This is a genomic window from Pseudomonas kribbensis (genome assembly GCF_003352185.1).
Classification (GTDB): domain Bacteria; phylum Pseudomonadota; class Gammaproteobacteria; order Pseudomonadales; family Pseudomonadaceae; genus Aquipseudomonas; species Aquipseudomonas kribbensis.
The window spans coordinates 6,046,756-6,069,756 of the sequence record NZ_CP029608.1; the positions used below are offsets into that span (position 1 = coordinate 6,046,756).

Below are 23,001 nucleotides of genomic sequence, written 5' to 3' on the forward strand. Positions count from 1 at the left end.
ATGGCCTATCAGTTCGATTTTTTGCCGGTGGTGGAAAACACCGACCTGCTGCTGCGCGGGGCGCTGTTCACCCTTGAGCTGACGGCCATCGGCGCGCTGTTCGGGGTTGGCGTGGGCATCGTCGGGGCGCTGGTGCGGGCGTGGAACATCCGCCCGTTCTCGGCGATTTTCGGCGTGTATGTGGAGTTGATCCGCAACACGCCGTTTCTGGTGCAACTGTTCTTCATCTTCTTCGGCCTGCCGTCCCTCGGCGTGCAGATTTCCGAGTGGCAGGCCGCAGTGCTGGCGATGGTGATCAACCTCGGCGCGTACTCGACCGAGATCATCCGCGCCGGCATCCAGGCGATCCCGCGCGGGCAACTGGAAGCAGCGGCCGCGCTGGCGATGAGCCGTTTCGAAGCGTTCCGCCACGTGGTGCTGCTACCGGCACTGGGCAAGGTCTGGCCGGCCCTGAGCAGTCAGATCATCATCGTCATGCTCGGTTCGGCGGTGTGTTCGCAGATTGCGACCGAAGAGTTGAGCTTCGCCGCCAACTTCATTCAGTCGCGCAACTTCCGCGCCTTTGAAACCTATGCCCTGACCACCCTCATTTATCTGTGCATGGCGCTGCTGATCCGTCAGTTGCTGAACTGGCTCGGCCGGCGCTACTTGTCGAAAAGCAGCGCAAGGAGCAGCCAATGAACGACTTCACGTTCTGGGACATCCTGCGCAACCTGCTCACCGGCCTGCAATGGACGCTGGCGTTGTCGCTGGTGGCGTTCATCGGCGGCGGCATCGTCGGTTTGCTGATCCTGGTCATGCGCATTTCGAAAAACCCGCTGCCCAGCAGCATTGCCCGCACCTGGATCGAACTGTTCCAGGGCACGCCGTTGCTGATGCAGCTGTTTCTGGTGTTCTTCGGCGTGGCGCTGGCCGGGGTGGAGATTTCGCCGTGGATGGCGGCGGCGATTGCCCTGACGCTGTTCGCCAGCGCCTATCTGGCAGAGATCTGGCGCGGTTGCGTCGAGGCGATTCCCAATGGCCAGTGGGAGGCTTCGTCGAGCCTGGCGCTCAATCCGCTGGAGCAACTGCGCTACGTGATCCTGCCGCAGGCGTTGCGTATTGCGGTGGCGCCGACCGTGGGCTTCTCGGTGCAGGTAGTCAAAGGCACCGCCGTGACCTCGATCATCGGCTTCACCGAACTGACCAAGACCGGCGGCATGCTCGCCAACGCCACTTTCGAACCGTTCATGGTCTACGGCCTCGTTGCCGCCGGCTACTTCCTGCTCTGCTACCCCCTGTCCCTCAGTGCGCGCTACCTGGAAAGGAGACTGCATGCCTCTGCTTAGAATTTCCGCCCTGCATAAATACTACGGCGATCACCACGTACTCAAAGGCATCGACCTGAGTGTCGAGGAAGGCCAGGTGGTGGCGATCATCGGCCGCAGCGGCTCGGGCAAATCCACCCTGCTGCGCACCCTCAACGGCCTTGAGTCGATCAACGACGGCGTGATCGAGGTCGACGGCGAATACCTCGACGCCGCCCGCGCCGACCTGCGCAGCCTGCGGCAGAAAGTCGGCATGGTGTTTCAGCAGTTCAACCTGTTCCCGCACCTGACGGTGGGCGAAAACGTGATGCTCGCGCCGCAAGTGGTGCAGAAAGTGCCCAAGGCCAAAGCGCAGGAACTGGCGCGGCAGATGCTGGAGCGCGTCGGCCTGGGTGAAAAATTCGATGCGTTCCCGGATCGGCTTTCCGGGGGCCAGCAACAGCGCGTGGCGATTGCCCGGGCGCTGGCGATGTCGCCCAAGGTGCTGCTGTGCGACGAGATCACCTCGGCGCTGGACCCGGAACTGGTCAACGAAGTGCTCAGCGTGGTCCGCCAGCTCGCGAAGGAAGGCATGACCCTGATCATGGTCACCCACGAAATGCGCTTCGCCCGGGAGGTCGGGGACAAACTGGTGTTCATGCACCAGGGCAAGGTGCATGAGGTGGGGGATCCGAAGGTGTTGTTTGCCGATCCTCAGACGCCGGAACTGGCGAATTTCATCGGAACCGCAGAAGCCGCAGGCTGAAAGCAGGCCGTCAGTGCGCTAAATCAAGGGTTTGAACCATGCGCGTTGGCGGCAGCCTTTGATCGTGGCACGATGTCAGGGTTATCGACCGAGACCCCCAGACCATGCCGCATTCCCAAGCCAAGAATCTGTCCCTGATCGCCGCGATCGACCTGGGCTCCAACAGCTTCCACATGGTCGTGGCCAAGGCCCAGAACGGCGAAATCCGTATTCTCGAACGTCTCGGGGAGAAGGTTCAGCTGGCCGCCGGCATCGACGATGAGCGCCATCTCAACGAAGAATCCATGCAGCGCGGGCTCGATTGCCTGAAGCGTTTTGCCCAACTGATCAACGGTATGCCGCTGGGCGCCGTTCGGATCGTCGGCACCAACGCCTTGCGCGAAGCGCGCAACCGCCTGGAGTTCATCCACCGCGCCGAAGAAATTCTCGGCCACCCGGTGGAAGTCATCTCCGGCCGTGAAGAGGCGCGCCTGATCTACCTCGGCGTGTCCCACACCCTCGCCGACACCCCGGGCAAACGCCTGGTCGCCGACATCGGCGGCGGCAGTACCGAATTCATCATCGGCCAGCGTTTCGAACCGTTGTTGCGTGAAAGCCTGCAAATGGGCTGCGTGAGTTTCACCCAGCGCTATTTCAAGGACGGCAAGATCACTCCGGCCCGCTACGCCCAGGCCTACACGGCGGCGCGGCTGGAAATCATGAGTATCGAACACGCCTTGCACCGCCTGACCTGGGATGAAGCCATCGGCTCCTCGGGCACTATCCGCGCCATCGGTCTGGCGCTGAAGGCCGGCGGACACGGCACCGGCGAAGTGAATGCCGAAGGCCTGGCGTGGCTCAAGCGTCGCCTGTTCAAGCTCGGCGATGTGGAGAAAATCGACTTCGAAGGCATCAAGCCTGACCGTCGGGCAATCTTCCCGGCCGGCCTGGCGATTCTCGAAGCGATCTTCGACGCCCTCGAACTGCAACGCATGGATCACTGCGAAGGCGCGCTGCGTGAAGGCGTGCTCTACGACCTGCTCGGCCGCCATCATCACGAAGACGTGCGCGAACGCACCCTGACCTCGCTGATGGAGCGCTACCACGTCGATCTGGAACAGGCCGCGCGGGTCGAGCGCAAAGCTCTGCACGCGTTCGATCAAGTGGCTGTCGACTGGCAGCTGGACGACGGCATCTGGCGCGAACTGCTGGGCTGGGCGGCGAAAGTGCACGAAGTCGGGCTCGACATCGCTCACTACCACTACCACAAGCACGGCGCCTACCTGATCGAGCACTCGGACCTCGCCGGGTTCTCCCGCGAAGACCAGCAAATGCTCGCCCTGCTGGTGCGCGGCCACCGCCGCAACATCCCCAAGGACAAGTTTGCCGAATTCGGCGAAGACGGCGACAAGCTGATCCGCCTGTGCGTGCTGCTGCGCTTCGCGATCCTGTTCCACCACATTCGCGGCACCCAGACCATGCCCCAGGTGGCGCTGCATGCCAATGGCGACAACCTCGACGTGGAATTCCCGGAGAACTGGCTGGATGAGAATCAGCTGACTCAGGCGGATTTTGCGCTTGAGGCGGAGTGGCTGACTCGGGTGGGGATTGTACTGACCGTGCACTGAGTTAAAGGCAGGCACAAAAAAGGCGATCCGGATGGATCGCCTTTTTTATTGCCTTGAGACCTGCGGTCAACTGCTCACCGGCAGAATCGGGCTACCCAACCGCTCCAGTAGCGTCGCCTGCGCACTGCGCGGGTTCTGGTTGCCGGTCGGCGTGTTACGGATGTAGCGGCCGTCCGACTGCAGGCTCCAGCTGTGGGTGTTGTCGGTCAGGTACAGCTCCAGCTCTTTCTTGACCCGGGTCAGCAGCTTCTTGCCTTCCACCGGGAAGCAAGTCTCGACGCGCTTGTCGAGGTTGCGTTCCATCCAGTCGGCGCTGGACAGGAACATCTGTTCCTCGCCGCCGTTGAGGAAGTAGAACACCCGGGTGTGTTCCAGGAAGCGACCGATGATCGAGCGCACGTGAATGTTGTGCGAAACCCCGGCGATGCCCGGACGCAGGCAGCACATGCCGCGCACCACGAGGTCGATGCGAACGCCGGACTGGCTGGCCTTGTACAGCGCGCGGATGATTTTCGGATCGGTCAGCGAGTTGAACTTGGCGATGATGTGCGCCGGCTTGCCGTCGAGCGCGAATTGCGTCTCGCGGGTGATCATGTCGAGCATGCCCTTCTTCAGGGTGAACGGCGCATGCAGCAGCTTCTTCATGCGCAGCGTCTTGCCCATGCCGATCAACTGGCTGAACAGTTTGCCGACGTCTTCGCACAAGGCGTCGTCGGAGGTCAGCAGGCTGTAGTCGGTGTACAGACGGGCGTTGCCGGCGTGGTAGTTACCGGTGCCGAGGTGCGCATAACGCACGATCTCGCCGGCTTCGCGACGCAGGATCAGCATCATCTTGGCGTGGGTCTTGAAGCCGACCACGCCATAGATCACCACCGCACCGGCCGCTTGCAGGCGGCTGGCCAGTTGCAGGTTGGATTCTTCGTCGAAGCGTGCACGCAGCTCGATGACCGCCGTCACTTCCTTGCCGTTACGCGCGGCGTCCACCAACGCATCGACGATTTCCGAGTTGGCGCCGGAACGGTACAGGGTCTGGCGCACGGCCAGAACGTGCGGGTCTTTCGCGGCCTGGCGCAGTAGGTCAACCACCGGGGTGAACGACTCGAACGGGTGCAGCAGCAGGATGTCCTGTTTGCTGACGACGCTGAAAATGTTCTCGCTGTTCTGCAGCAGTTTCGGGATCTGCGGGGTGAACGGCGTGTATTGCAGCTCCGGATGGCTGTCCAGACCGGTGATGCTGAACAGACGCGTCAGGTTCACCGGACCGTTGACCTGATACAGCTCGGTCTCGCTCAGGTTGAACTGCTTGAGCAGGTAGTCCGACAGGTGTTTCGGGCAAGTGTCGGCGACTTCCAGGCGCACGGCGTCACCGTAACGACGGGAGAACAGCTCGCCACGCAGGGCGCGGGCCAGGTCTTCGACGTCTTCGGAGTCGAGCGCCAGGTCGGCGTTCCGGGTCAGGCGGAACTGGTAGCAGCCCTTTACCTTCATGCCCTGGAACAGGTCATCGGCGTGAGCGTGGATCATCGACGACAGGAACACATAGTTGTCGCCAGGGCCGCCGACTTCTTCCGGCACCTTGATGATCCGCGGCAGCAGACGCGGCGCCGGGATGATCGCCAGACCGGAGTCGCGACCGAAGGCGTCGATGCCTTCGAGCTCGACGATGAAGTTCAGGCTCTTGTTCACCAGCAACGGGAACGGGTGCGTCGGGTCGAGGCCGATCGGGGTGATGATCGGCGCGATCTCGTCGCGGAAATAGCGGCGTACCCAGGTCTTGAGCTTGGTGGTCCAGTAGCGGCGACGGATGAAGCGGACCTGATGCTTTTCCAGCTCCGGCAGCAGGATGTCGTTGAGGATCGCGTACTGGCGGTCTACGTGACCGTGGACCAGCTCGCTGATGCGGGCCAGGGCCTGATGCGGTTGCAGACCGTCGGCGCCGGCCTGTTCACGGGCGAAGGTGATCTGTTTCTTGAGGCCGGCGACGCGGATTTCGAAGAATTCGTCGAGGTTGCTGGAGAAGATCAGCAGGAACTTCAGCCGCTCCAGCAACGGGTAGGACTCGTCCAGCGCCTGTTCCAGCACGCGGATGTTGAACTGCAGTTGCGACAATTCCCGGTGGATATACAGGCTGCTGTCATCCAGGCCGGGAATCGCGATCGCCGGCGCCGCCGCTGCGGGCTCGGTGGCCGGCGCGGGTGGCGCGGGCTCCAGTTCCGGCGGGGTTTCGGTAATCTGCTCGACCACGGGTTGAGCTTCTTTTACGGCAACTTCAGTGAGTCCTTCGGTATTCATCGAATGTTCCTGGGAGGGCTATTTCTGCTCTCGTAACAATTGAGCGGCACGGACAGCAAAGTAAGTCAGGATGCCATCAGCGCCGGCACGTTTAAAGGCGGTCAGGGATTCGAGGATCACGCCTTCGCTCAACCAGCCATTCTGGATCGCCGCCATGTGCATGGCGTATTCGCCGCTAACCTGATAGACGAACGTCGGCACTTTGAAGGCATCTTTTACCCGGAACAAAATATCCAGGTACGGCATGCCGGGTTTGACCATGACCATGTCCGCGCCTTCAGACAAGTCCGCGCCCACTTCGTGCAACGCTTCGTCGCTGTTGGCCGGGTCCATCTGGTAGGAAGCCTTGTTCGCCTTGCCCAGGTTCGCGGCCGAACCCACGGCATCGCGGAACGGGCCGTAATAGGCGCTGGCGTACTTGGCCGAGTAGGCCATGATCCGCACGTTGACGTGACCGGCCAGCTCCAGCGCCTCGCGGATCGCCTGGATGCGACCGTCCATCATGTCCGACGGGGCCACCACCTGGGCGCCAGCGGCGGCGTGGGACAACGCCTGCTTGACCAGTGCATCGACGGTGAGGTCGTTCTGCACATAGCCTTCTTCATCGAGAATGCCGTCCTGACCATGAGTGGTGAACGGATCAAGGGCGACATCAGTGATCACCCCCAGCTCCGGAAAGCGGTCACGCAGGGCGCGGGTGGCGCGCTGGGCGATGCCTTCGGGATTCCACGCTTCGGCGGCATCGAGGGATTTGAGTTCAGGTGGCGTGACCGGGAACAGCGCCAGCGCCGGAATCCCCAGCTCGACCCATTTCGCCGCTTCTTCAAGCAGCAGGTCGATGGTCAGGCGCTCGACACCCGGCATCGAAGCCACGGCTTCGCGACGGTTTTCGCCGTCGAGCACGAACACCGGCAGGATCAGGTCATCGACCGTCAGCACGTTCTCACGCACCAGCCGCCGGGAAAAATCATCACGGCGATTGCGACGCAGGCGGGTGGCGGGGAACAGGCGGTTGGCTGGGGTAAAGCTCACGGCAGACTCCTGAGCCCGCGCAGACGGGCGAGTGTGGCAGTTATAAGCGGCCATTATGACGGTCGTATTACAGTTATGTGCACCCCTGTGACATGTAGCCGCAATCCATTGTCGTTGTAGGAAATGTTAACGTCGAGACACATTTCGACACTTTCCTGAATGTGTCCGAAGGGTTAGGCTGCGCGTTCATTTCGCCAGCACCCAGACAATGCTCCAACAATTTCTGCATGACTTCGGCTACTTTGCCCTGTTTCTCGGCACGTTCTTCGAAGGCGAAACCATCCTGGTGCTCGCGGGCTTCCTCGCGTTCCGTGGTTACATGGACATCAACCTGGTGGTGGTCGTGGCGTTCTTCGGCAGCTATGCCGGCGATCAGCTGTGGTACTTCCTGGGCCGCAAGCACGGGCGCAAGTTGCTGGCGCGCAAACCGCGCTGGCAAATGATGGGCGACCGCGCGCTGGAGCATATCCGCAAACACCCGGACATCTGGGTCCTGAGCTTCCGTTTCGTTTACGGCCTGCGCACGGTGATGCCAGTGGCGATCGGCCTGTCGGGCTACCCGCCGGGACGCTACCTGCTGCTGAACGGCATTGGCGCAGCGATCTGGGCCGCCGCCCTGGCCGCCGCTGCATATCACTTCGGTGCGGTGCTCGAAGGCATGCTGGGCAGCATCAAGAAATATGAACTGTGGGTGCTCGGTGCGCTGCTGGTGCTGGGTGTCGGCCTGTGGCTGCGCCGCCGGTTCAAGAATGCCCGGCTGGCCAAGAAGGTCTACGAAGACGAGCAGGCCGAACAACTGGCCAAGGCCGAACGGCATAAAGCCGAACAGGCCAAATCCGCCGAACCTAAGACGCCAGCCGAGTAAACCGCTGGCGGCAGTAATACAGCCCGATGCCACTGAGCAGGCTGTAACCGAGCAGGCCGGCCCAGACCCCGGGGCTGGCCGGCCATAGCCCGACCTGCGGTGCCAGCCACACCAGCGGCAGATTCGCCGCCAGCCGCAGCAGTTCCAGCCTCAACGCCCACGGGCGATTCTCCAGGGCCGCGCCCAACACGAACAAACCGAACGCCACCGCGCCCCAGCCCAGTACCAGAGCGCCGGTCGACAGGCTGCGCTCCAGATTCATCAGGTAACTGCCCAGCGCCACATACACGCCGAATTGCAGCAGCACGTACCACTGCTGTCGGGCGCCCAGCGGCACTTCGAATTTGCGGAACCGGCTCAAGTCCGGCTTGTGCATCGGGTACTTCGCCGCCACGTCCGCCGGACGCCATCCGGTGCGCATGAACCAGATGCGCAGCTTGTCCCGTTTGCTCCCGGCGCGGCGCGCGTCGTCCCACAGCTGCGCGTAGAACTGCACATTGGCCCACAACGGATTCCAGCTCGCCAGCGGCGTGGTCACGCCGAAAATCACCGGTTCGTTGTCGTCCTCTTCCTGAAACGAGCCGAACAGGCGATCCCAAATAATGAACACCCCACCGTAGTTGCGATCCATGTAGAGAGCGTTCTGTGCATGGTGGGCCCGATGATTGGACGGCGTGACGAAGCACCATTCGAACCAGCCGAGCTTGGGAATGTGCTTTGTATGCACCCAGAACTGATACAGCAGATTCATCGCCGCGACACTGACGAACACCAGCAGCGGCACACCGAGCACGGCCATCGGCAGGTAAAAGATCCAGCCCAGCAGAAACCCGGTGCTGGTCTGGCGCAAGGCGGTGGAAAGGTTGTAGTCCTCGCTCTGGTGATGCACCGAATGCGCCGCCCAGAGAATGTTCCGCTCGTGCCCCATGCGGTGCAGCCAGTAATAGCAGAAGTCGTAGAGGACAAAAGCGAAGACCCACGTCCAGACACTGTCCGCCGACAGCCTGAGCAGCGCCAGATGCTCCAGGGCAAACCCATAGGTCACCAGCCCCACGCCTTTGGTCAGCAGGCCGGTGGTGGTCGACAACACCCCGGTGCTGATGCTGTTCACCGCATCGGCCAGGCGATAGTTGCTCACCCCGCGCCAACGGTCGGCGATCAGCTCGGCCGCAATCAATACGAAGAAAAACGGCACCGCATACAGAATGAAGTTCATGACGCGCCCTGATCGAGATCCGTGTGCACAGATCCTAGGTGTAGCCACGGCCTGGCCCTATGGCAACGAACGACAAATTAGTGGACATTTAGCGCCATGAATCTGGAGAGAAACCCATGAGCAAAAAAGTTGCAGTGATCCTGTCCGGTTGCGGCGTGTACGACGGCGCCGAGATCCACGAAAGCGTCATCACCCTGTTGCGCCTCGACCAGCGCGGCGCCCAGGTGCAGTGCTTCGCCCCGGACATCGCGCAATTGCATGTGATCAACCACCTCACCGGCAAAGAGATGCCCGAGTCGCGCAACGTGCTGGTGGAGTCGGCGCGCATCGCCCGGGGCAACGTCAAGGATGTCCGTGAAGCCGATGTCGATGATTTCGATGCGCTGATCGTGCCCGGTGGTTTTGGTGCAGCGAAGAACCTGTCGAACTTCGCCGCCGACGGCGCCGGCTGCTGCGTTCAGCCGGACGTGCTGGCGCTGACCGAGGCGTTTGCCGAAGCGGGCAAACCGGTGGGCCTGATGTGCATTTCGCCGGCACTGGCCGCCAAGATCTACGGCCCGGGCGTGACCTGCACCATCGGCAACGACGCGGAGACGGCCAAGGCCATCGGTAAGATGGGCGCCACCCACGAAGACTGCGCCGTGACCGACATCATCGAAGACAAGGCGCGCAAACTGGTGACCACCCCGGCCTACATGCTGGCGCAGTCGATCAGTGAAGCGGCGTCGGGGATCAACAAGCTGGTGGATCGCGTCCTTGAGCTGACCCACGAAAACGACGCCTGACGCGCGACAGTGATCATTCCCACGCGCCGCGTGGGAATGACTGCATCAGGATTGGCGCGCCAGCCGCGTCAGGATCCGGTCGAGCGCATTGGCGAACGCCTGCTTCTCCCGGTCACCGAACGGCGCCGGGCCGCCGCTGACCTGGCCCTGTTCACGCAGATCGGTGAACAGGTTGCGAGTCGCCAGCCGTTCACCCATGTTCTGCGCGTCGAACTCCTTGCCTCGCGGGTCCAGCGCTGCAACACCCTTCTTCACCAGCCGGTCGGCCAGCGGAATATCGCTGCAGATCACCAGCTCGCCCGGCACCGCGTGCTCCACCAGATAATCATCCGCCGCATCCGGGCCGCTCGGCACCACGATCAGCTTGACGATCGCCAGTGCCGGTTTGCTCTGCGGCTGCCCCGCCACCAGCACCACTTCGAAGCGGCGCTTGAGGGCGAACTTGACCACCAGTTCCTTGGCCATCTTCGGGCAGGCGTCGGCATCGATCCATACGCGCATCATCTCAGGCCGCCACTCGGCGCTTTTCCGCCACCCGGCTGCGGCCGTACAACACGATGATCGCTGCAATTGCCACGGCCTGCGCAGTCAGCGAGTAGGCGTCGGCATGAATGCCCAGCCATTCGAAATCGAAGAACGCCACCGGCCGAGTGCCGAAGATCCCGGCTTCCTGCAACGCCTTCACACCATGACCGGCAAACACCACCGACAGCGCGCAGAGCAGCCCCGCGTTGATGCTGAAGAACAGCGCCAACGGCAATTTCGCCGAGCCGCGCAGGATCACCCACGCCAGACCGAACAGCAGCACCAGCGCCGTCGCACCACCGGCGAGTACCGCGTTGTGTCCGGCAGGACCGGCCTGCAGCCACAGGGTTTCGTAGAACAGGATCACTTCGAACAGCTCGCGGTACACCGAGAAGAACGCCAGGATCGCGAAGCCGAAACGCCCGCCGCCACCCACCAGGCTCTGCTTGATGTAATCCTGCCAGGCCGCCGCGTGGCGACGGTCGTGCATCCACACCCCGAGCCACAGCACCATGACACTGGCGAACAGCGCCGTGGCGCCTTCCAGCAGTTCACGCTGGGAACCGCTGACATCGATCACATACGCCGCCAGCGCCCAGGTTCCCAGACCGGCCAGCAGCGCCAGGCCCCAGCCGACGTTGACACTGCGCACCGCCGATTGCTGGCCGGTATTGCGCAGGAACGCGAGGATCGCCGCCAGCACCAGAATCGCTTCCAGGCCTTCGCGCAGCAGAATCAGCAGCCCGGAGATGTAACTCAGCGACCAGCTCAGACCGTCGCTGCCCAGCAAATCGGCAGACTCCTTGAGCTTGGCCTTGGCCGCGTCGAGACGCTGTTCGGCCTGCTCCACCGGCAAGCCGTCCTGCAACGATTGCCGGTAGGCCATCAGGGATTTTTCGGTGTCCTTGCGCACGTTGGCGTCGACGTTATCCAGCGAACTTTCGACCAGTTCGAAGCCTTCCAGATAGGCGGCGACGGACAGGTCATAAGCCTGATCACGCTCGCCGGCGCGGTAGGCGGCGAGGCTCTTGTCCAGGGTCGCGGCGGTGTAGTCGAGCAACTGCGCCGGGCCACGCTTGACCTGCGGCGGTTGCGCCCGTTGCGCGCGGAAGGTCGCGGCGGCGGCCGGGCCTTCGGCGGCCTGCACTTCGGCCGGCGTCTGACGGGCGAGGTCGGCGATGTTGTAGGTCTTTTCGGATTTGGCCGTGGCCGGGTCGGCACTGAACTGGGCGATGTAGGTCGCCAGGTCCCAGCGCTGACGGTCGTCCAGTTGGTCGGCGAAGGCCGGCATGTCGGTGCCTTCGACGCCCTGGCCGAGGGTGTTGTAGATCGCGTAGAGGCTCAGATGATCCAGACGCCTGGCATCACGCAGGTTGGCCGGCGCAGGCTCCATACCGACACCCGCAGGGCCATCGCCGGCCCCGTTGGTGCCATGACACACCGAGCAGTGCTGGGTATAGAGCGGCGCACCACGGGTCGGGTCCGGGGTGATGATCGGCGCCTGGCTGACTTCATAGGCCACCGCCAGTTTCGCCCCCAGTTGCCGGGCCTGACGGGCGACATCCGCGCCGTCCTGCTTCGCGGTTATCGCAGCCAGCAGAGCGTCGATGCCCTGCTCCAGGCCGGCCTTCTCCGGTTTGGCCGGCATGCCGGCAATCAAGCCCTGCAGCGCGCGGGTGAACTCCAGTTGTTCACGGTATTCGGCATCGTCGATGACCTTGCCTGCCTCTACCGTTGGCGGGTAATCGGCGCTGATGTAATCGAGCAGGTGCAGCGCTTGCGGCGCGCCTTCCACGGTATCGGCCAGCAGATTGAAGCTGCTCAGGGCAAACAACGGGAACACCAGCCAGGCCAGGAATCGGGACGAGGCAGTCATGAAGGGGTCTCAATTGGAAATGCGAAGTAACACATTGTTCACGTCGGGGGAGCCTGACTCAAGCTTTCTCTCCAATCCCCGGCACATGGCCATCACCCGCCCCTATAATCCGACACCTTTCGCCTCACTGTTCAAGGAAGAGCTGCACTCCATGCGCCAATGCCTGCTGTTCCCGATGTTAATCGGCACGCTCCTGCTACTGAGCGGATGCGCCGCCTACCGCAATTACGATCTGGAGATGCAGCAGACCAATGACCGATTGATGCTCGGCGACTATCAGGGCGCCCTGGATGTGCTGGAGTGGCACAACCCCTGGGAAGACAAGGACCTGCTCTATTACTTCGAGAAGGGCTCGATTCTCAGCTTCGCCAACGCACGCCCCCAGAGCCAGACAGCCTGGCGCAGCGCCGACCGCATGGTGTTTCAACGTGAAGAAGCCGTGCCTTCCGCCCCCATGAAGCTGCTCAACCGGTTTGCCTATGAAATGGGCACCATGCTGGTCAACGACAAGTTGAGCCGCTACGACGGCTACGACTACGAGAAGGTCATGTTGACCACACAGATGGCCCTCAACCAATTGGGCGAAAGTGATTTCGACGGCGCCCGTGCCGACATCAAGAAGACCCACGAACGTGAGGCACTGATCGCCCGCCAGCGGGAGCGCCAGTACGAAGAGCTCGAGGAACAGGCGAAGGCTCAAGGCATCGTCGTGAAATACAAGGATCTGCAGGGCTATCCCGTCACCACCCTGGATGCGCCGGCAGTGATCGAACTGAAGAACGGCTACCAGAGTGCTTTCAGCCATTACCTGGCCGGCTTCACCTACGAAGCGCTGGGTGAGCGGGATCTGGCCGCACCGGGTTATCGCCAGGCCATCGAGCTGCGCCCGAACATCCCCTTCCTCGAACAGGCGTTGCGCAATCTCGACAGACCGCCGGCCAAGGATGATGAAAGCGACGTTCTGATTGTCGTCCAGAGCGGTCTGGCACCGGCACGCAGCTCGGTCACTGTGCCGATCCCGGTGCGGCTCAATGAAAACCTGGTCATTACCGCGCCGATCTCCTTTCCCATCCTGGTGCCGGATACCGTCACTCCGGCGTTCGACCACATCATGGTGGATGGCCGCAAACGCCCGCTGACCGCGATCAACAGCGTCACCGACATGGCGTTTCGTACGTTGCGCGACGACATGCCGGCGATCATTTCCCGGGCGATGTTCCGCGCCAATATGGCCGCCATTTCCCAGGCTCAGGAAAACGAACGCAATCCGGCCAAGGCCTCGCTGGTCGTCACCGAACACGACCCCTTTGAGGAGGCCGACACCCGAACCTGGCGCACGCTCCCCGACAAGACCCTGGTGGCGCGCATACGACTGAAGAAAGGCAATCATCAATTCAATGCGCCCAATGCCCCCGGAGCGCCATCGGTCACCCTGCGCATCGACCGCGATCACCAGTTGGTCAATTTGCGGGTTCTGCGGGATATCGCCAACGTAATCGGCAATGCCAGGCTGCCGGATAAGTAATGGCATCTAACTAACCGGTGCAATTAAAAAGCTATTACATGGCCAGCATCGCCCGCTTATAATGCCGCGCCCTCGTTATCGCGATGCGGCATTAAAGCTCCTCTGTTTATGAGGAATTGGCAGGAGGCCAGCGCCACTGCCGATCGGTCCCAGCAGCCCGACCCGCACCCGAGGCTGTCGCTACTCATGGAAGAAGTACCCCATGGCATTCCGCGCTCCCACTCTGATCGCGCTTGGCGCAGTCACTCTGCTGTCCGGCTGTTCGGCGTTTCGCAACTACGATTCCGAACTGGCCCAGACCAACCAGCAACTGGCCACCGGCAACGTCGACGCCGCCCTGACCCTGCTGGAAAAGAACAACACCGGCCCGGACAAGGACCTGCTCTATTACTTCGAGAAAGGTGAACTGCTGCGCGCCAAGGGCGACCTGTCCGGCAGCCAGAACGCCTGGACCAGCGCCGACCAGGTGGTCGGCAAGTGGGAGGATTCGGTCAAGCTCGACACCGACAAGTACTTGGCCCAGTTCGGCAGCTTCCTGGTCAATGACAAGGTCCGTCGCTACGAAGGCTACGACTACGAAAAAGTCATGTTGACCACGCAGATGGCCCTGAACCTGCTGGCGGTCAACGATTTCGACGGCGCCCGCACCGCGATCAAGAAGACCCACGAACGTGAAGCCGTGATCGCCGACCTGCGTGACAAGGAATACCTCAAGAGCGAAGAGGAAGCCGACAAAGAAGGCATCAAGACCCAGTACAAAGACCTGCAAGGCTACCCGGTCGCCAGCCTCGACGCCCCGGAAGTGGTCGGCCTGAAAAACAGCTACCAGAGTGCGTTCAGCCACTATCTGGCCGGTTTCGTCTACGAAGCCCTGGATGAAAAAGACCTGGCCGCGCCGGGCTACCGCAAGGCGGCCGAGCTGCGTCCGAACACGCCGCTGCTGGAGCAGGCGCTGGTCAACCTCGACAAACCGGTCAAGAGCGATGACAGCGACGTCCTGATCGTGGTGCAAAGCGGTCTGGCACCGGCCCGCGACTCGATCCGCGTGCCGCTGCCGCTGCCGATCTCCAACAACGTGGTGATCACCCCGCTGTCGTTCCCGATCATCAAGCCTGACACCTCGACCGCGACCTTCGCGCAGATCGGCGTCGACGGCCAGCAACTGAACCTGACCGCCCTCAACAGCACCACCGCCATGTCCCGCCGCGCCCTGCGCGATGACATGCCGGGGATCATCGTGCGCACCATGGTGCGGGCAATCACCAAAGGCGTGGCGCAGAAGAAGATCAACGAAACCAATCCGCTGGCGGGTCTGGCCGTGGGTATCTCTTCAGCGGTGCTCGAAGGTGCCGATACCCGTACGTGGCGTACCCTGCCGGACACCACTCAAGTGGTACGTCTGCGCCTGAAAAAGGGTGAGCACCAGGTTACTTTGCCGAGCGCCGTAGGTGGCACGCTGGTCAAGGTCACCGTCGATCAGCGTTATCAGGTGATCTCCCTGCGCGCCGTCGGCAATCAGGTGTTCGCCGCCGGCCTCGCCGCCCACGTGACCCCGAGCGCCGGCACTACCGCCGTAGCCAGCCTCAAACAACCTTAAGAACGGAGTCTTTGCATGCGATTCAAACTCTTCGCTGTCGCCGCCCTCGCCGTGCTGGCCAGCGGCTGCGCCACCCCGCCACCACCGGAGCCGGGCAGCGCCGCGAGCAAGGTCGTGGCCATGGGCCCGCAGAAACACATCGCGGTCGGCGCCATGCGCGTCGCCCGCGAGAACGGCTTCATGACCGTCAATGTGCAGTTGACCAACACCCTCAACAGCAACAAGACGTTCTACTACCGCTTCGCCTGGCTCGGCGCGGAAGGTTTCCCGATCGCCGAGGAAGAAGTCTGGAAGAGCCAGATGATGTACGGCGCCCAGACCAGCTTCATCCAGGGCATCGCCCCGACGCCGAAAGCCGTGGACTTCCGTCTGGAACTCAAGACGCCTTAAGCCCGACACCCTATTCCCGATTCAGAGAGCATTCCCATGTTTGCACGCTTTTCCTTCATCGCTGTCCTCGCCCTGCTGGCCTCCGGTTGCGCCAACACTTCGCCGACCCTGGGCAGCAAGAACATCAGCTACGGCGACACCAAGGCCGTTGAAACCGTGACCAACGAGTTCGGCTCGACCGACCTGCAGATGATCGCCGAATCGATGACCCGCTCCCTGGCCCAGTCCGGCATTCTGCAGGGCCGCCCGGTGGTTCAGGTCTACGACGTGAAGAACAAGACCAGCGAATACATCGACACTCGCGAAATCACCACCAGCATCAAGACCCAGCTGATGAAGTCCGGCACCGCCCGCTTCGCCAGCGACAACACCGCGATGCAGAGCCAGGTCGACCAGCTCAAGCTGCAAAACCAGAGCGGCCTGTACAAGAAGAGCACCGTGGCCAAGACCGGCAACATGATCGCCGCCAAATACCGTCTTGAAGGTTCGATCAGCTCGATCGTCAAGCGCAGTAGCGACTACAAGGACGTCTTCTACAAATTCAGCCTGCAACTGATCGACGTTGAAAGCGGTCTGGCCGAGTGGATGGACGAGAAAGAGATCCGCAAAACCACGGAGCGTTAATCGATGCGCGCATGGATTGGCATGATGGCCCTGGCTTGCGCGTTCAGCGCGCAAGCGGCCCCGAAAGTCGCGGTAACGGATCTGGCGTATCAGGAGCGCGTGGAGCAATACATCCACATCGTTTCGTCGAAGAACAATTACCGCGAGGGCTACTACAGCTCCAGCGGTTCTTCGAGCTACGACGAGTTCGAAGCCAACACCAGCTACATCGAGCAGGCCGAGCTGCGCAAATTCACCGGCGACATCAAGGGTGAAATCCTGCGCACCGGCATGTTCCAGTTGATTCAGGGCACGCCTTACACCGCCTCGTCCAAGGGTGACATCTACGATGTGATCAAGCGGATCAAGGCCGGCAACTTCAAGGGCGCCGACTATGTGCTGTTCGGTACGGTGTCGGACATCGACTTCACCCAGGACATGAACGAGCTGGCCAACACCGACAGCTATTCAGCCGTACTGGGCCTGACGCTGGTGGCGGACTTCAGCCTGATCAACACCAGGACCTACGAAATCACCTCGGCCTTCACGGCCATGGGCGAAGCGCAGGACACCAAACTGGTGAACCACCGCGACATCAAGATCTCGCTGAACCGCCCACGGGTAGTGCGTGATGTCTCGAAGGCGCTGGGTGAAGACGTGGCCGGACAGCTGAGCATGCAGCTCGGCGGTGGCGGTTACGAGCAACCGCGTGAACCGCAGCAGCGCAACAATCTGCCGCGTGATACGGCGCCGGTGATTCTGCACTGACCGACCGCCGCAAACGAAAAAGGCGACCTGAAAAGGTCGCCTTTTTTATGCCTGCCCGCTTTACGCGGCGGCTTTGCGCAACGTCGCCATGAACGCCGCTGCACCGATGAACAGCCCGGCAAACGTACGGTTCATGCGTTTCTGCTGGGTCGGCGTGCGCAACAGGCGCAGCACCTTAGACGCCAGCCCGGTGTAGCCGGCCATGACGATCAGGTCGACGCAGATCATGGTCACGCCGATCACCACGTACTGGATCAGCAGCGGCGCGTGAGGATTGATGAACTGCGGCAGCACCGCCAGCATGAACACCAGGGCCTTGGGGTTGCTGATGTTCACCAGAAAGCCACGGAACACCAGCGCCATCGGCCGGCCGATCGGGCGTACGGCCGCGTCATCGCTCATGTCCATCGGCAGTGCGCGCCACTGCTTGATCGCCAGGTAAACCAGGTACGCGACGCCGAACCATTTGATCGCATGGAACGCGGTGGCTGAAGCGGTGAGGATCGCGCCGACACCGGCGCCGACGATGGCAATCTGCAGGGCTAGACCCAGTTGCAGGCCCAGGGCGTTCCAGTAACCGCGCCAGAAACCGTATTGCAGGCCGCTGGACATCGACGCAATGGCGCCGGCACCCGGAGAAAGACTGATCACCCAGCAGGCGGCAAAAAACGCCAGCCATGTTTGAAGCTCCATCGCACACCTCGACTCAGACTCGTGACAAACGTCCAAGCTAATGCGATTCAGGCTGGATGACTACCGATTTTTTTCAGGATGTTACAGCCGCCGACCGTGGGAGCGAGCCTGCTCGCGAAGGCGTCAGTACAGACGCCGGGAGCTTACTTTTCAAAACCACTGGAAGGAAACACATCCGACCCGCGCCAGCGTCTTACCGAACGCTGGAAGAACAGGTTGTTGGGCACCTGCACCATGGCGCTGCCGGTGCCGAGTTCTTCGGCTTCGATCAGTGTGGTGTAGAGCAGATTGATCGCCACCACCCGGCCTTTGACGCCGGGCTTGTCGGTGGTGTCCACCAGCTCCACCACATCACCCAGACGAAACGGGCCGACGGTGAAGATCAGAATCGCGCAAAGCAGGTTCGACAGCACACTCCACATGGCGAAGAACGCCACGGCCGCAACGGCGACGAAACCGGACAACGCCGTCCACAGCACGGTGGCAGAAACACCAAGACGCTCCAGCACGAAGATCAGCGCACTGCCCATGATCAGCCAGCGCAACCCACCGCGCAGCGGCATCAGCAGTTGCGGCGGAAACGGATACTTCTCGCCCAGCCGCGTCAGGAACCGCGCGACAACACGCTGAGCGAAGTACCCCGCCAGCAGGATCAGCAGAATCTGCACGCCCAACCAGATCGGCTCGATCCACACCGCCGGCAGCGGCAGCTTGAACGCGTCCATCAGGACAGCGCCTCCAGCTCCGACTGCATGGTTTCCAGGGTTTCCAGCGCCTGCATCCACGCCTCTTCAAGTTCGCCTTCGCGGACTTTCAGTTTGGCCTGTTCAGCCAGCAGGTCGCGCAATTCGTTCTTGCGCGCCGGCTCGTAGAGGTCACTGTCGCCGAGACTGGCATCAACCTTGGCCAGTTTCTCGTGCAGCTTGCCCAGCTCGGCTTCGAGCTTGTCGGCTTCGCGCTTGTGCGGCGCCAGTTGCTGACGCAATGCAGCGGCGGCTTGGCGCTGGGCCTTCTTGTCGGTCTTGTCCGGGTTCACCGGCGTGTTGCTGACCGGGGCGTTGCGCTGACGGTACTCGACCAGCCAGCGCGCGTAATCTTCAAGATCGCCGTCGAACTCTTCGACCTTGCCGTCCGCGACCAGGAAGAAGTTGTCGGTGGTGCTTTTGAGCAGGTGCCGATCGTGGGAAACCACCAGCACCGCACCACTGAATTCCTGCAACGCCATGGTCAGCGCCAGGCGCATTTCCAGGTCCAGGTGGTTGGTCGGTTCGTCGAGCAGCAACAGGTTCGGCCGCTCCCAGGCGATCAACGCCAGGGCCAGACGGGCCTTTTCGCCACCGGAGAAATTCAGCACCGGCTCGTCGATCCGTGCGCCACGGAAGTCGAAACCGCCGAGGAAGTCGCGCAGGGTCTGCTCGCGTTCGGTCGGCGCCAGACGTTGCAGGTGCAGCAACGGGCTGGCCTTGGCATCCAGCGAATCGAGCTGATGCTGGGCGAAGTAGCCGACCACGGTGTTCTCGCCACGGGTCAGGCGCCCGGCCAGCGGCGACAGCTCGCCGGCGAGGTTCTTGATCAGGGTCGATTTACCGGCACCGTTGGGGCCGAGCAGACCGATTCGCGCACCGGGGGTCAGTTGCAGCTTGACCTTCTCCAGCACGGTTTTCTCGCCATAACCCAAACGGGCATCGGACAGGTCGATCAGCGGGCTGGAGATCTTGGTCGACTCGCGGAACACGAAGTCGAACGGCGAATCGACGTGGGCCGCCGACAGCTCTTCCATCCGCTCAAGCGCCTTGATCCGGCTCTGGGCCTGACGGGCCTTCGTGGCCTGGGCCTTGAACCGGGCGATGTAGCTTTCCATGTGCGCACGCTGCGCCTGCTGCTTCTCGTAGGCCTGTTGCTGCTGGGCCAGACGCTCGGCACGGGCGCGCTCGAACGCGGTGTAGCCGCCACGGTAGAGCACCAGCTTGCGCTGATCGACGTGGGCCACGTGATCGACGACTTCATCGAGGAAGTCCCGGTCGTGGGAAATCAGCAGCAAGGTGCCGGGGTAACTTTTCAGCCACTCTTCGAGCCAGATGATGGCGTCGAGATCCAGGTGGTTGGTCGGTTCGTCGAGCAGCAGCAGGTCTGACGGGCACATCAAAGCCTGCGCAAGATTCAGACGCATCCGCCAGCCACCGGAGAAATCTCCTACCTGACGATCCATCTGCTCGTTGGTGAAACCAAGACCGGCCAGCAACTTGCGTGCACGCGCGTCGGCGGTGTAGCCGTCGGCGCTGTCGAGTTCGGCGTGCAGGCGCGCCAGAGCAGCCCCATCATGGGCCTCTTCAGCCGCTGCGAGATCACGCTGAACCTCGCGCAGGCGCAGGTCGCCATCGAGCACGTAGTCGACCGCCAGACGCTCGAGGGTGTCGACCTCCTGGCGCATGTGGGCGATACGCCAGTCGGCCGGCAGCAGGCAATCGCCCGAGTCCGGGTGCAACTCACCACGGAGCAAGGCGAACAGGCTGGATTTGCCGGCGCCGTTGGCACCGATGAGGCCGGCTTTATGGCCGGCGTGCAGGGTCAGCTCGGCGTCTTCTAGCAGACGTTGCGGGCCACGCTGTAAAGTCAGGTTCTGAAGTCGGATCATAATGGCGGCGGAGTCTACCAGCTTCGCTCACAACTGGCGCGAGTAGCACGATGTCCTCTGACCTGTGGAGCTTTGCCCTTGCCGTCTACGCCCGTCCCGGCGTGGAGGATGCCTGCCTGCGCCTGCAATCGGCGGGGTCCAATGTGTGCCTGATGCTGTGTGGTTTGTGGCTGGAACAGCGCGATGCGACCTGCGACGAGGTACGCACGAGGCAGCTTCAAGAGCTGACCATCCCTTGGGACAAAGAGGTGGTTCAACCGCTGCGCGCGATGCGCATGCAGTGGAAAAATCTGGCCGACACCGATCCTGTGCTCAAGGGTATGCGCGAGCAGATCAAGGGGCTGGAGCTGGAGGCGGAGCGCGCGTTGCTGTCGCGACTGGAAGGCGTAGCACAGGGATGGAAGCGTAATTCGAAGGAATCGAGTGACTGGCTGGAATTGCTGGCCGGCCCTGCGGCCAACCTGAACCGCGACGCGCTGCAAGTGCTGCGCGTCGCGGCGACCGGCGCTTAGGAAGCGCTGGACGGGTTGCTGGCGACGCTCGACACCGGCGCCGAGGATGGCGTGGTTGCGGTGGTCGAGGTAGTGGCGGCCGATGCAGGCGCTGTGGTTGCAGCCGGGGTTGCCGGAGCGGCAGGTTTGGCAGCAGGAGCGGTGGCCGGTTTGGCTGCAGCTGGCTTGGCAGCGGCTGGTTTTTTCACTGCTGGTTTTGCAGCAGGTTTTGCGGCTGGCTTGGCGGCCGGTTTAGCGGCGGTCGCTGGCTTGGTGGCAGCAGTTGCAGGCTTGGCAGCGGCAGCCGGTTTGGCGGCTGGTTTCGCAGCAGGCTTGGCAGCAGCAGGTTTAGCCGCTGTTTTTACCGCTGGCTTGGCCGCTGGTTTCGCTGCAGCTTTGGCAGCGGGTTTGGCTGCAACCGGTTTGGCAGCCGTTCTGGCCGCAGGTTTTGCTGCCGGTTTGGCGGCGGTTCTGGCGGCTGGTTTAGCGGCCGGTTTGGCAGCTGCGGTTTTTGCCGGAGCCGCTTTTGCAGCAGCAGTTCGCGCAGCAGGTTTGGCAGCGGCTGGTTTTGCTGCAGCCGGCTTGGCGGCCGCTGGTTTTGCAGCGGTGGTTTTAGCTGCAGGTTTAGCAGCGCTTGCGGCTGCGGGTTTCTTCGCTGCCGGTTTTGCGGCGGCTTTCACTGGCGCTTTGGCCGGTGCTTTTGCAGCAGGTTTGGCGGCTGCTTTTTTCGCAGGCGCCGCTGCCGGTTTGGCCGAACGCAGGGACAACGCCTTGCCGACAGCTTCCTGAACACGACCGACACCCTGGGCCAGTTTCAGGCTTTCCTGGGCATCGCGCTTGAGTTGCAGAATGTAGCTGCGGGTGTCGGACTGACGATCCTTCAGCGCATCGAGCAGGTCTTCGAGTTCCTTCACGGCAGCCTTGGCCTTGGTCTGCGCCTTGGCTTTACCGGCTGTGGCTGCGTCCTGCAATTTGGTGCGGGATTTGTGCAGTTTTTCTTGTGCCTTGCCGCGTTGCTTTTCCAGTTTGGCGAGCAGTTTTTCAGCATCAGCCAAGGCTTGGGAGCAAGCGTTTTCCAGATGTTCGAGCAGGCTGCCCGAGAGCTGTTGGAGTAAGTGCAACGGAGTGTTTACAGGCTTCTTGGTGGCCGACATGGTTTACCTCCTGGCTGACGTGAGTGCGGCTCATACTAGACCTCTGCTGCTACCGCCGCTAGGGCATGTTGACAGTATCGAATGCACTCGGTTGCAGGCTCGCGAAAAACTTCTGCACATTGCTCAAAGCAGTTCACCGTTGCAGAGCTTCGCGCTGGCATAATCCACCGCAATTCAGGACGGAGAGTGCCCATGTCGCGCTACCTTTTTTTATCCCTCTGCATGATCTTTTCGGCGGTCCAGGCCGACGAAAAAAACACCGCGAACGATGCCCACGATCTGGCCTACAGTCTCGGCGCTAGCCTTGGTGAACGGCTGCGCCAGGAGGTTCCGCAACTGCAGATCCAGGCCCTGATCGAAGGCCTGCAACAGGCTTATCAAGGCAAGCCGCTCGCCTTGAGCGAGGCGCGGATCGAACAGATCCTGGCCGATCACGAATCGCAGACGGCGGAGCATGCAGCCATGCCTTCGACTGAAGCGGCGATGGAAAACGAGCGACGCTTTCTCACCGCCGAAAAAGCCAAGCCTGGGGTGAAAGAGTTGTCCGACGGCATCCTGCTTACCGAGCTGGCGCCGGGCAATGGTGCGAAGGCCGGCCCCGACGGAAAGGTGCAGGTGCTGTATATCGGTCGACTGCCGGATGGCACCGTGTTCGACCAGAACACTCAGCCGCAGTGGTTCAATCTCGACAGCGTGATCGCCGGATGGCGCACCGCGTTGCAAAACATGCCGGTGGGCGCGAAGTGGCGGTTGGTGATTCCATCGGATCAGGCTTACGGCGCCGACGGTGCCGGCGACTTGATCGCACCCTTCACACCGCTGGTGTTCGAAGTCGAGTTGCGCGGCGCGACCAGTTGATCGCCCAATAAAAAACGGTGCGCTGTTGGCGCACCGT

At 62.2% G+C, this 23,001-nt stretch carries 22 protein-coding genes; 13 read left to right on the top strand and 9 right to left on the bottom strand.

The features are described from left to right. The 4 genes from DLD99_RS27755 (at position 1) to ppx (ending at position 3,659) form a co-directional block, all read left to right on the top strand. Positions 1-681, top strand: coding sequence for an amino acid ABC transporter permease (locus DLD99_RS27755; RefSeq protein ID WP_039765327.1), 681 nt, complete (start codon positions 1-3; stop codon positions 679-681). Next, positions 678-1,328 (top strand): amino acid ABC transporter permease, encoded by a 651-nt coding sequence (locus tag DLD99_RS27760; RefSeq protein WP_114886234.1) that lies wholly within the window; start codon positions 678-680, stop codon positions 1,326-1,328. The genes DLD99_RS27755 and DLD99_RS27760 overlap by 4 nt, the downstream gene beginning before the upstream one ends. After that, complete coding sequence (locus DLD99_RS27765) at positions 1,315-2,052, top strand: amino acid ABC transporter ATP-binding protein (RefSeq protein WP_114886236.1); 738 nt, start codon at positions 1,315-1,317, stop codon at positions 2,050-2,052. The genes DLD99_RS27760 and DLD99_RS27765 overlap by 14 nt, the downstream gene beginning before the upstream one ends. Before the next feature lie 104 nt (positions 2,053-2,156). Continuing rightward, positions 2,157-3,659, top strand: a complete 1,503-nt coding sequence (gene ppx, locus DLD99_RS27770) for an exopolyphosphatase (protein ID WP_114886238.1) — start codon at positions 2,157-2,159, stop codon at positions 3,657-3,659. A gap of 66 nt (positions 3,660-3,725) precedes the next feature. Here the strand turns inward: ppx and ppk1 are convergent, their stop codons facing one another. Together ppk1 and hemB are read right to left on the bottom strand one after the other, a co-directional pair. Then, entirely contained in the window at positions 3,726-5,951 is a 2,226-nt protein-coding gene (gene ppk1 / locus DLD99_RS27775) for a polyphosphate kinase 1 (RefSeq protein ID WP_114886240.1), read from the bottom strand. Between the two features lie 18 nt (positions 5,952-5,969). Then, entirely contained in the window at positions 5,970-6,983 is a 1,014-nt protein-coding gene (hemB, locus tag DLD99_RS27780; RefSeq protein WP_114886242.1) for a porphobilinogen synthase, read from the bottom strand. A 208-nt stretch (positions 6,984-7,191) separates the two neighbouring features. Between hemB and DLD99_RS27785 the strand changes: the two genes are divergently transcribed. Further along, complete coding sequence (locus tag DLD99_RS27785) at positions 7,192-7,848, top strand: DedA family protein (protein WP_085708953.1); 657 nt, start codon at positions 7,192-7,194, stop codon at positions 7,846-7,848. Here the strand turns inward: DLD99_RS27785 and DLD99_RS27790 are convergent. Further along, positions 7,829-9,064, bottom strand: a complete 1,236-nt coding sequence (locus DLD99_RS27790; RefSeq protein WP_114886244.1) for a sterol desaturase family protein — start codon at positions 9,062-9,064, stop codon at positions 7,829-7,831. The genes DLD99_RS27785 and DLD99_RS27790 overlap by 20 nt on opposite strands. 116 nt (positions 9,065-9,180) lie before the next feature. Between DLD99_RS27790 and elbB the strand changes: the two genes are divergently transcribed. Further along, a complete protein-coding gene (gene elbB, locus DLD99_RS27795; RefSeq protein WP_085708951.1) occupies positions 9,181-9,849 on the top strand; it encodes an isoprenoid biosynthesis glyoxalase ElbB in 669 nt (222 codons plus the stop codon). A gap of 45 nt (positions 9,850-9,894) precedes the next feature. Here elbB and DLD99_RS27800 read toward each other — a convergent pair whose 3' ends face one another. Together DLD99_RS27800 and DLD99_RS27805 are read right to left on the bottom strand one after the other, a co-directional pair. Next, on the bottom strand, positions 9,895-10,350 hold the full coding sequence (locus DLD99_RS27800; RefSeq protein WP_085746828.1) for a YaiI/YqxD family protein: 456 nt from the start codon (positions 10,348-10,350) through the stop codon (positions 9,895-9,897). A gap of 4 nt (positions 10,351-10,354) precedes the next feature. Continuing rightward, positions 10,355-12,250 (bottom strand): FTR1 family protein, encoded by a 1,896-nt coding sequence (locus DLD99_RS27805; protein ID WP_114886246.1) that lies wholly within the window; start codon positions 12,248-12,250, stop codon positions 10,355-10,357. Between the two features lie 151 nt (positions 12,251-12,401). Here DLD99_RS27805 and DLD99_RS27810 point away from each other — a divergent pair, with 151 nt between their 5' ends. The 5 genes from DLD99_RS27810 (at position 12,402) to DLD99_RS27830 (ending at position 17,133) form a co-directional block, all read left to right on the top strand. Next, on the top strand, positions 12,402-13,775 hold the full coding sequence (locus DLD99_RS27810; protein ID WP_114886815.1) for a COG3014 family protein: 1,374 nt from the start codon (positions 12,402-12,404) through the stop codon (positions 13,773-13,775). Between the two features lie 202 nt (positions 13,776-13,977). Beyond that, positions 13,978-15,372, top strand: a complete 1,395-nt coding sequence (locus DLD99_RS27815) for a COG3014 family protein (RefSeq protein ID WP_114886248.1) — start codon at positions 13,978-13,980, stop codon at positions 15,370-15,372. A 15-nt stretch (positions 15,373-15,387) separates the two neighbouring features. Beyond that, entirely contained in the window at positions 15,388-15,762 is a 375-nt protein-coding gene (locus DLD99_RS27820; protein ID WP_085708948.1) for a YcfL family putative periplasmic lipoprotein, read from the top strand. 36 nt (positions 15,763-15,798) lie between these two features. Further along, entirely contained in the window at positions 15,799-16,386 is a 588-nt protein-coding gene (lpoB, locus tag DLD99_RS27825) for a penicillin-binding protein activator LpoB (protein ID WP_007951848.1), read from the top strand. A 3-nt stretch (positions 16,387-16,389) separates the two neighbouring features. After that, a complete protein-coding gene (locus DLD99_RS27830; RefSeq protein ID WP_114886254.1) occupies positions 16,390-17,133 on the top strand; it encodes a penicillin-binding protein activator LpoB in 744 nt (247 codons plus the stop codon). 60 nt (positions 17,134-17,193) lie between these two features. On the opposite strand, the gene DLD99_RS27835 is transcribed toward DLD99_RS27830, so the two are convergent. The 3 genes from DLD99_RS27835 to DLD99_RS27845 form a co-directional block, all read right to left on the bottom strand. After that, positions 17,194-17,826 carry a LysE family transporter gene (locus tag DLD99_RS27835; RefSeq protein WP_085708946.1) on the bottom strand — a complete coding sequence of 211 codons (633 nt, stop codon included), beginning with the start codon at positions 17,824-17,826 and terminating at the stop codon, positions 17,194-17,196. Between the two features lie 143 nt (positions 17,827-17,969). Continuing rightward, a complete protein-coding gene (locus DLD99_RS27840) occupies positions 17,970-18,551 on the bottom strand; it encodes a mechanosensitive ion channel family protein (protein ID WP_114886256.1) in 582 nt (193 codons plus the stop codon). After that, positions 18,551-20,461 carry an ATP-binding cassette domain-containing protein gene (locus DLD99_RS27845; RefSeq protein ID WP_114886258.1) on the bottom strand — a complete coding sequence of 637 codons (1,911 nt, stop codon included), beginning with the start codon at positions 20,459-20,461 and terminating at the stop codon, positions 18,551-18,553. The genes DLD99_RS27840 and DLD99_RS27845 overlap by 1 nt, the downstream gene beginning before the upstream one ends. Positions 20,462-20,511: 50 nt before the next feature. Between DLD99_RS27845 and DLD99_RS27850 the strand changes: the two genes are divergently transcribed. Continuing rightward, positions 20,512-20,973, top strand: a complete 462-nt coding sequence (locus tag DLD99_RS27850) for a TIGR02444 family protein (RefSeq protein ID WP_114886260.1) — start codon at positions 20,512-20,514, stop codon at positions 20,971-20,973. Here the strand turns inward: DLD99_RS27850 and DLD99_RS27855 are convergent. Further along, positions 20,970-22,106, bottom strand: a complete 1,137-nt coding sequence (locus DLD99_RS27855) for an AlgP family protein (protein WP_114886262.1) — start codon at positions 22,104-22,106, stop codon at positions 20,970-20,972. The genes DLD99_RS27850 and DLD99_RS27855 overlap by 4 nt on opposite strands. A 192-nt stretch (positions 22,107-22,298) precedes the next feature. Here DLD99_RS27855 and DLD99_RS27860 point away from each other — a divergent pair, with 192 nt between their 5' ends. Then, a complete protein-coding gene (locus DLD99_RS27860) occupies positions 22,299-22,964 on the top strand; it encodes an FKBP-type peptidyl-prolyl cis-trans isomerase (RefSeq protein ID WP_085708940.1) in 666 nt (221 codons plus the stop codon). Positions 22,965-23,001 lie beyond the last annotated feature (37 nt).

Bases quoted from the DNA above. Each gene is read 5' to 3' on its own strand.
- DLD99_RS27830 (WP_114886254.1), top strand. From the start codon at position 16,390: ATGCGCGCATGGATTGGCATGATGGCCCTGGCTTGCGCGTTCAGCGCG.
- DLD99_RS27800 (WP_085746828.1), bottom strand. From the start codon at position 10,350: ATGCGCGTATGGATCGATGCCGACGCCTGCCCGAAGATGGCCAAGGAA.
- DLD99_RS27805 (WP_114886246.1), bottom strand. From the start codon at position 12,250: ATGACTGCCTCGTCCCGATTCCTGGCCTGGCTGGTGTTCCCGTTGTTT.
- DLD99_RS27845 (WP_114886258.1), bottom strand. From the start codon at position 20,461: ATGATCCGACTTCAGAACCTGACTTTACAGCGTGGCCCGCAACGTCTG.
- DLD99_RS27855 (WP_114886262.1), bottom strand. From the start codon at position 22,106: ATGTCGGCCACCAAGAAGCCTGTAAACACTCCGTTGCACTTACTCCAA.
- DLD99_RS27860 (WP_085708940.1), top strand. From the start codon at position 22,299: ATGTCGCGCTACCTTTTTTTATCCCTCTGCATGATCTTTTCGGCGGTC.
- elbB (WP_085708951.1), top strand. From the start codon at position 9,181: ATGAGCAAAAAAGTTGCAGTGATCCTGTCCGGTTGCGGCGTGTACGAC.
- ppx (WP_114886238.1), top strand. From the start codon at position 2,157: ATGCCGCATTCCCAAGCCAAGAATCTGTCCCTGATCGCCGCGATCGAC.
- ppk1 (WP_114886240.1), bottom strand. From the start codon at position 5,951: ATGAATACCGAAGGACTCACTGAAGTTGCCGTAAAAGAAGCTCAACCC.
- lpoB (WP_007951848.1), top strand. From the start codon at position 15,799: ATGTTTGCACGCTTTTCCTTCATCGCTGTCCTCGCCCTGCTGGCCTCC.
- DLD99_RS27765 (WP_114886236.1), top strand. From the start codon at position 1,315: ATGCCTCTGCTTAGAATTTCCGCCCTGCATAAATACTACGGCGATCAC.
- DLD99_RS27820 (WP_085708948.1), top strand. From the start codon at position 15,388: ATGCGATTCAAACTCTTCGCTGTCGCCGCCCTCGCCGTGCTGGCCAGC.
- DLD99_RS27790 (WP_114886244.1), bottom strand. From the start codon at position 9,064: ATGAACTTCATTCTGTATGCGGTGCCGTTTTTCTTCGTATTGATTGCG.
- DLD99_RS27850 (WP_114886260.1), top strand. From the start codon at position 20,512: ATGTCCTCTGACCTGTGGAGCTTTGCCCTTGCCGTCTACGCCCGTCCC.
- DLD99_RS27785 (WP_085708953.1), top strand. From the start codon at position 7,192: ATGCTCCAACAATTTCTGCATGACTTCGGCTACTTTGCCCTGTTTCTC.
- DLD99_RS27840 (WP_114886256.1), bottom strand. From the start codon at position 18,551: ATGGACGCGTTCAAGCTGCCGCTGCCGGCGGTGTGGATCGAGCCGATC.
- DLD99_RS27755 (WP_039765327.1), top strand. From the start codon at position 1: ATGGCCTATCAGTTCGATTTTTTGCCGGTGGTGGAAAACACCGACCTG.
- DLD99_RS27760 (WP_114886234.1), top strand. From the start codon at position 678: ATGAACGACTTCACGTTCTGGGACATCCTGCGCAACCTGCTCACCGGC.
- DLD99_RS27835 (WP_085708946.1), bottom strand. From the start codon at position 17,826: ATGGAGCTTCAAACATGGCTGGCGTTTTTTGCCGCCTGCTGGGTGATC.
- DLD99_RS27815 (WP_114886248.1), top strand. From the start codon at position 13,978: ATGGCATTCCGCGCTCCCACTCTGATCGCGCTTGGCGCAGTCACTCTG.
- DLD99_RS27810 (WP_114886815.1), top strand. From the start codon at position 12,402: ATGCGCCAATGCCTGCTGTTCCCGATGTTAATCGGCACGCTCCTGCTA.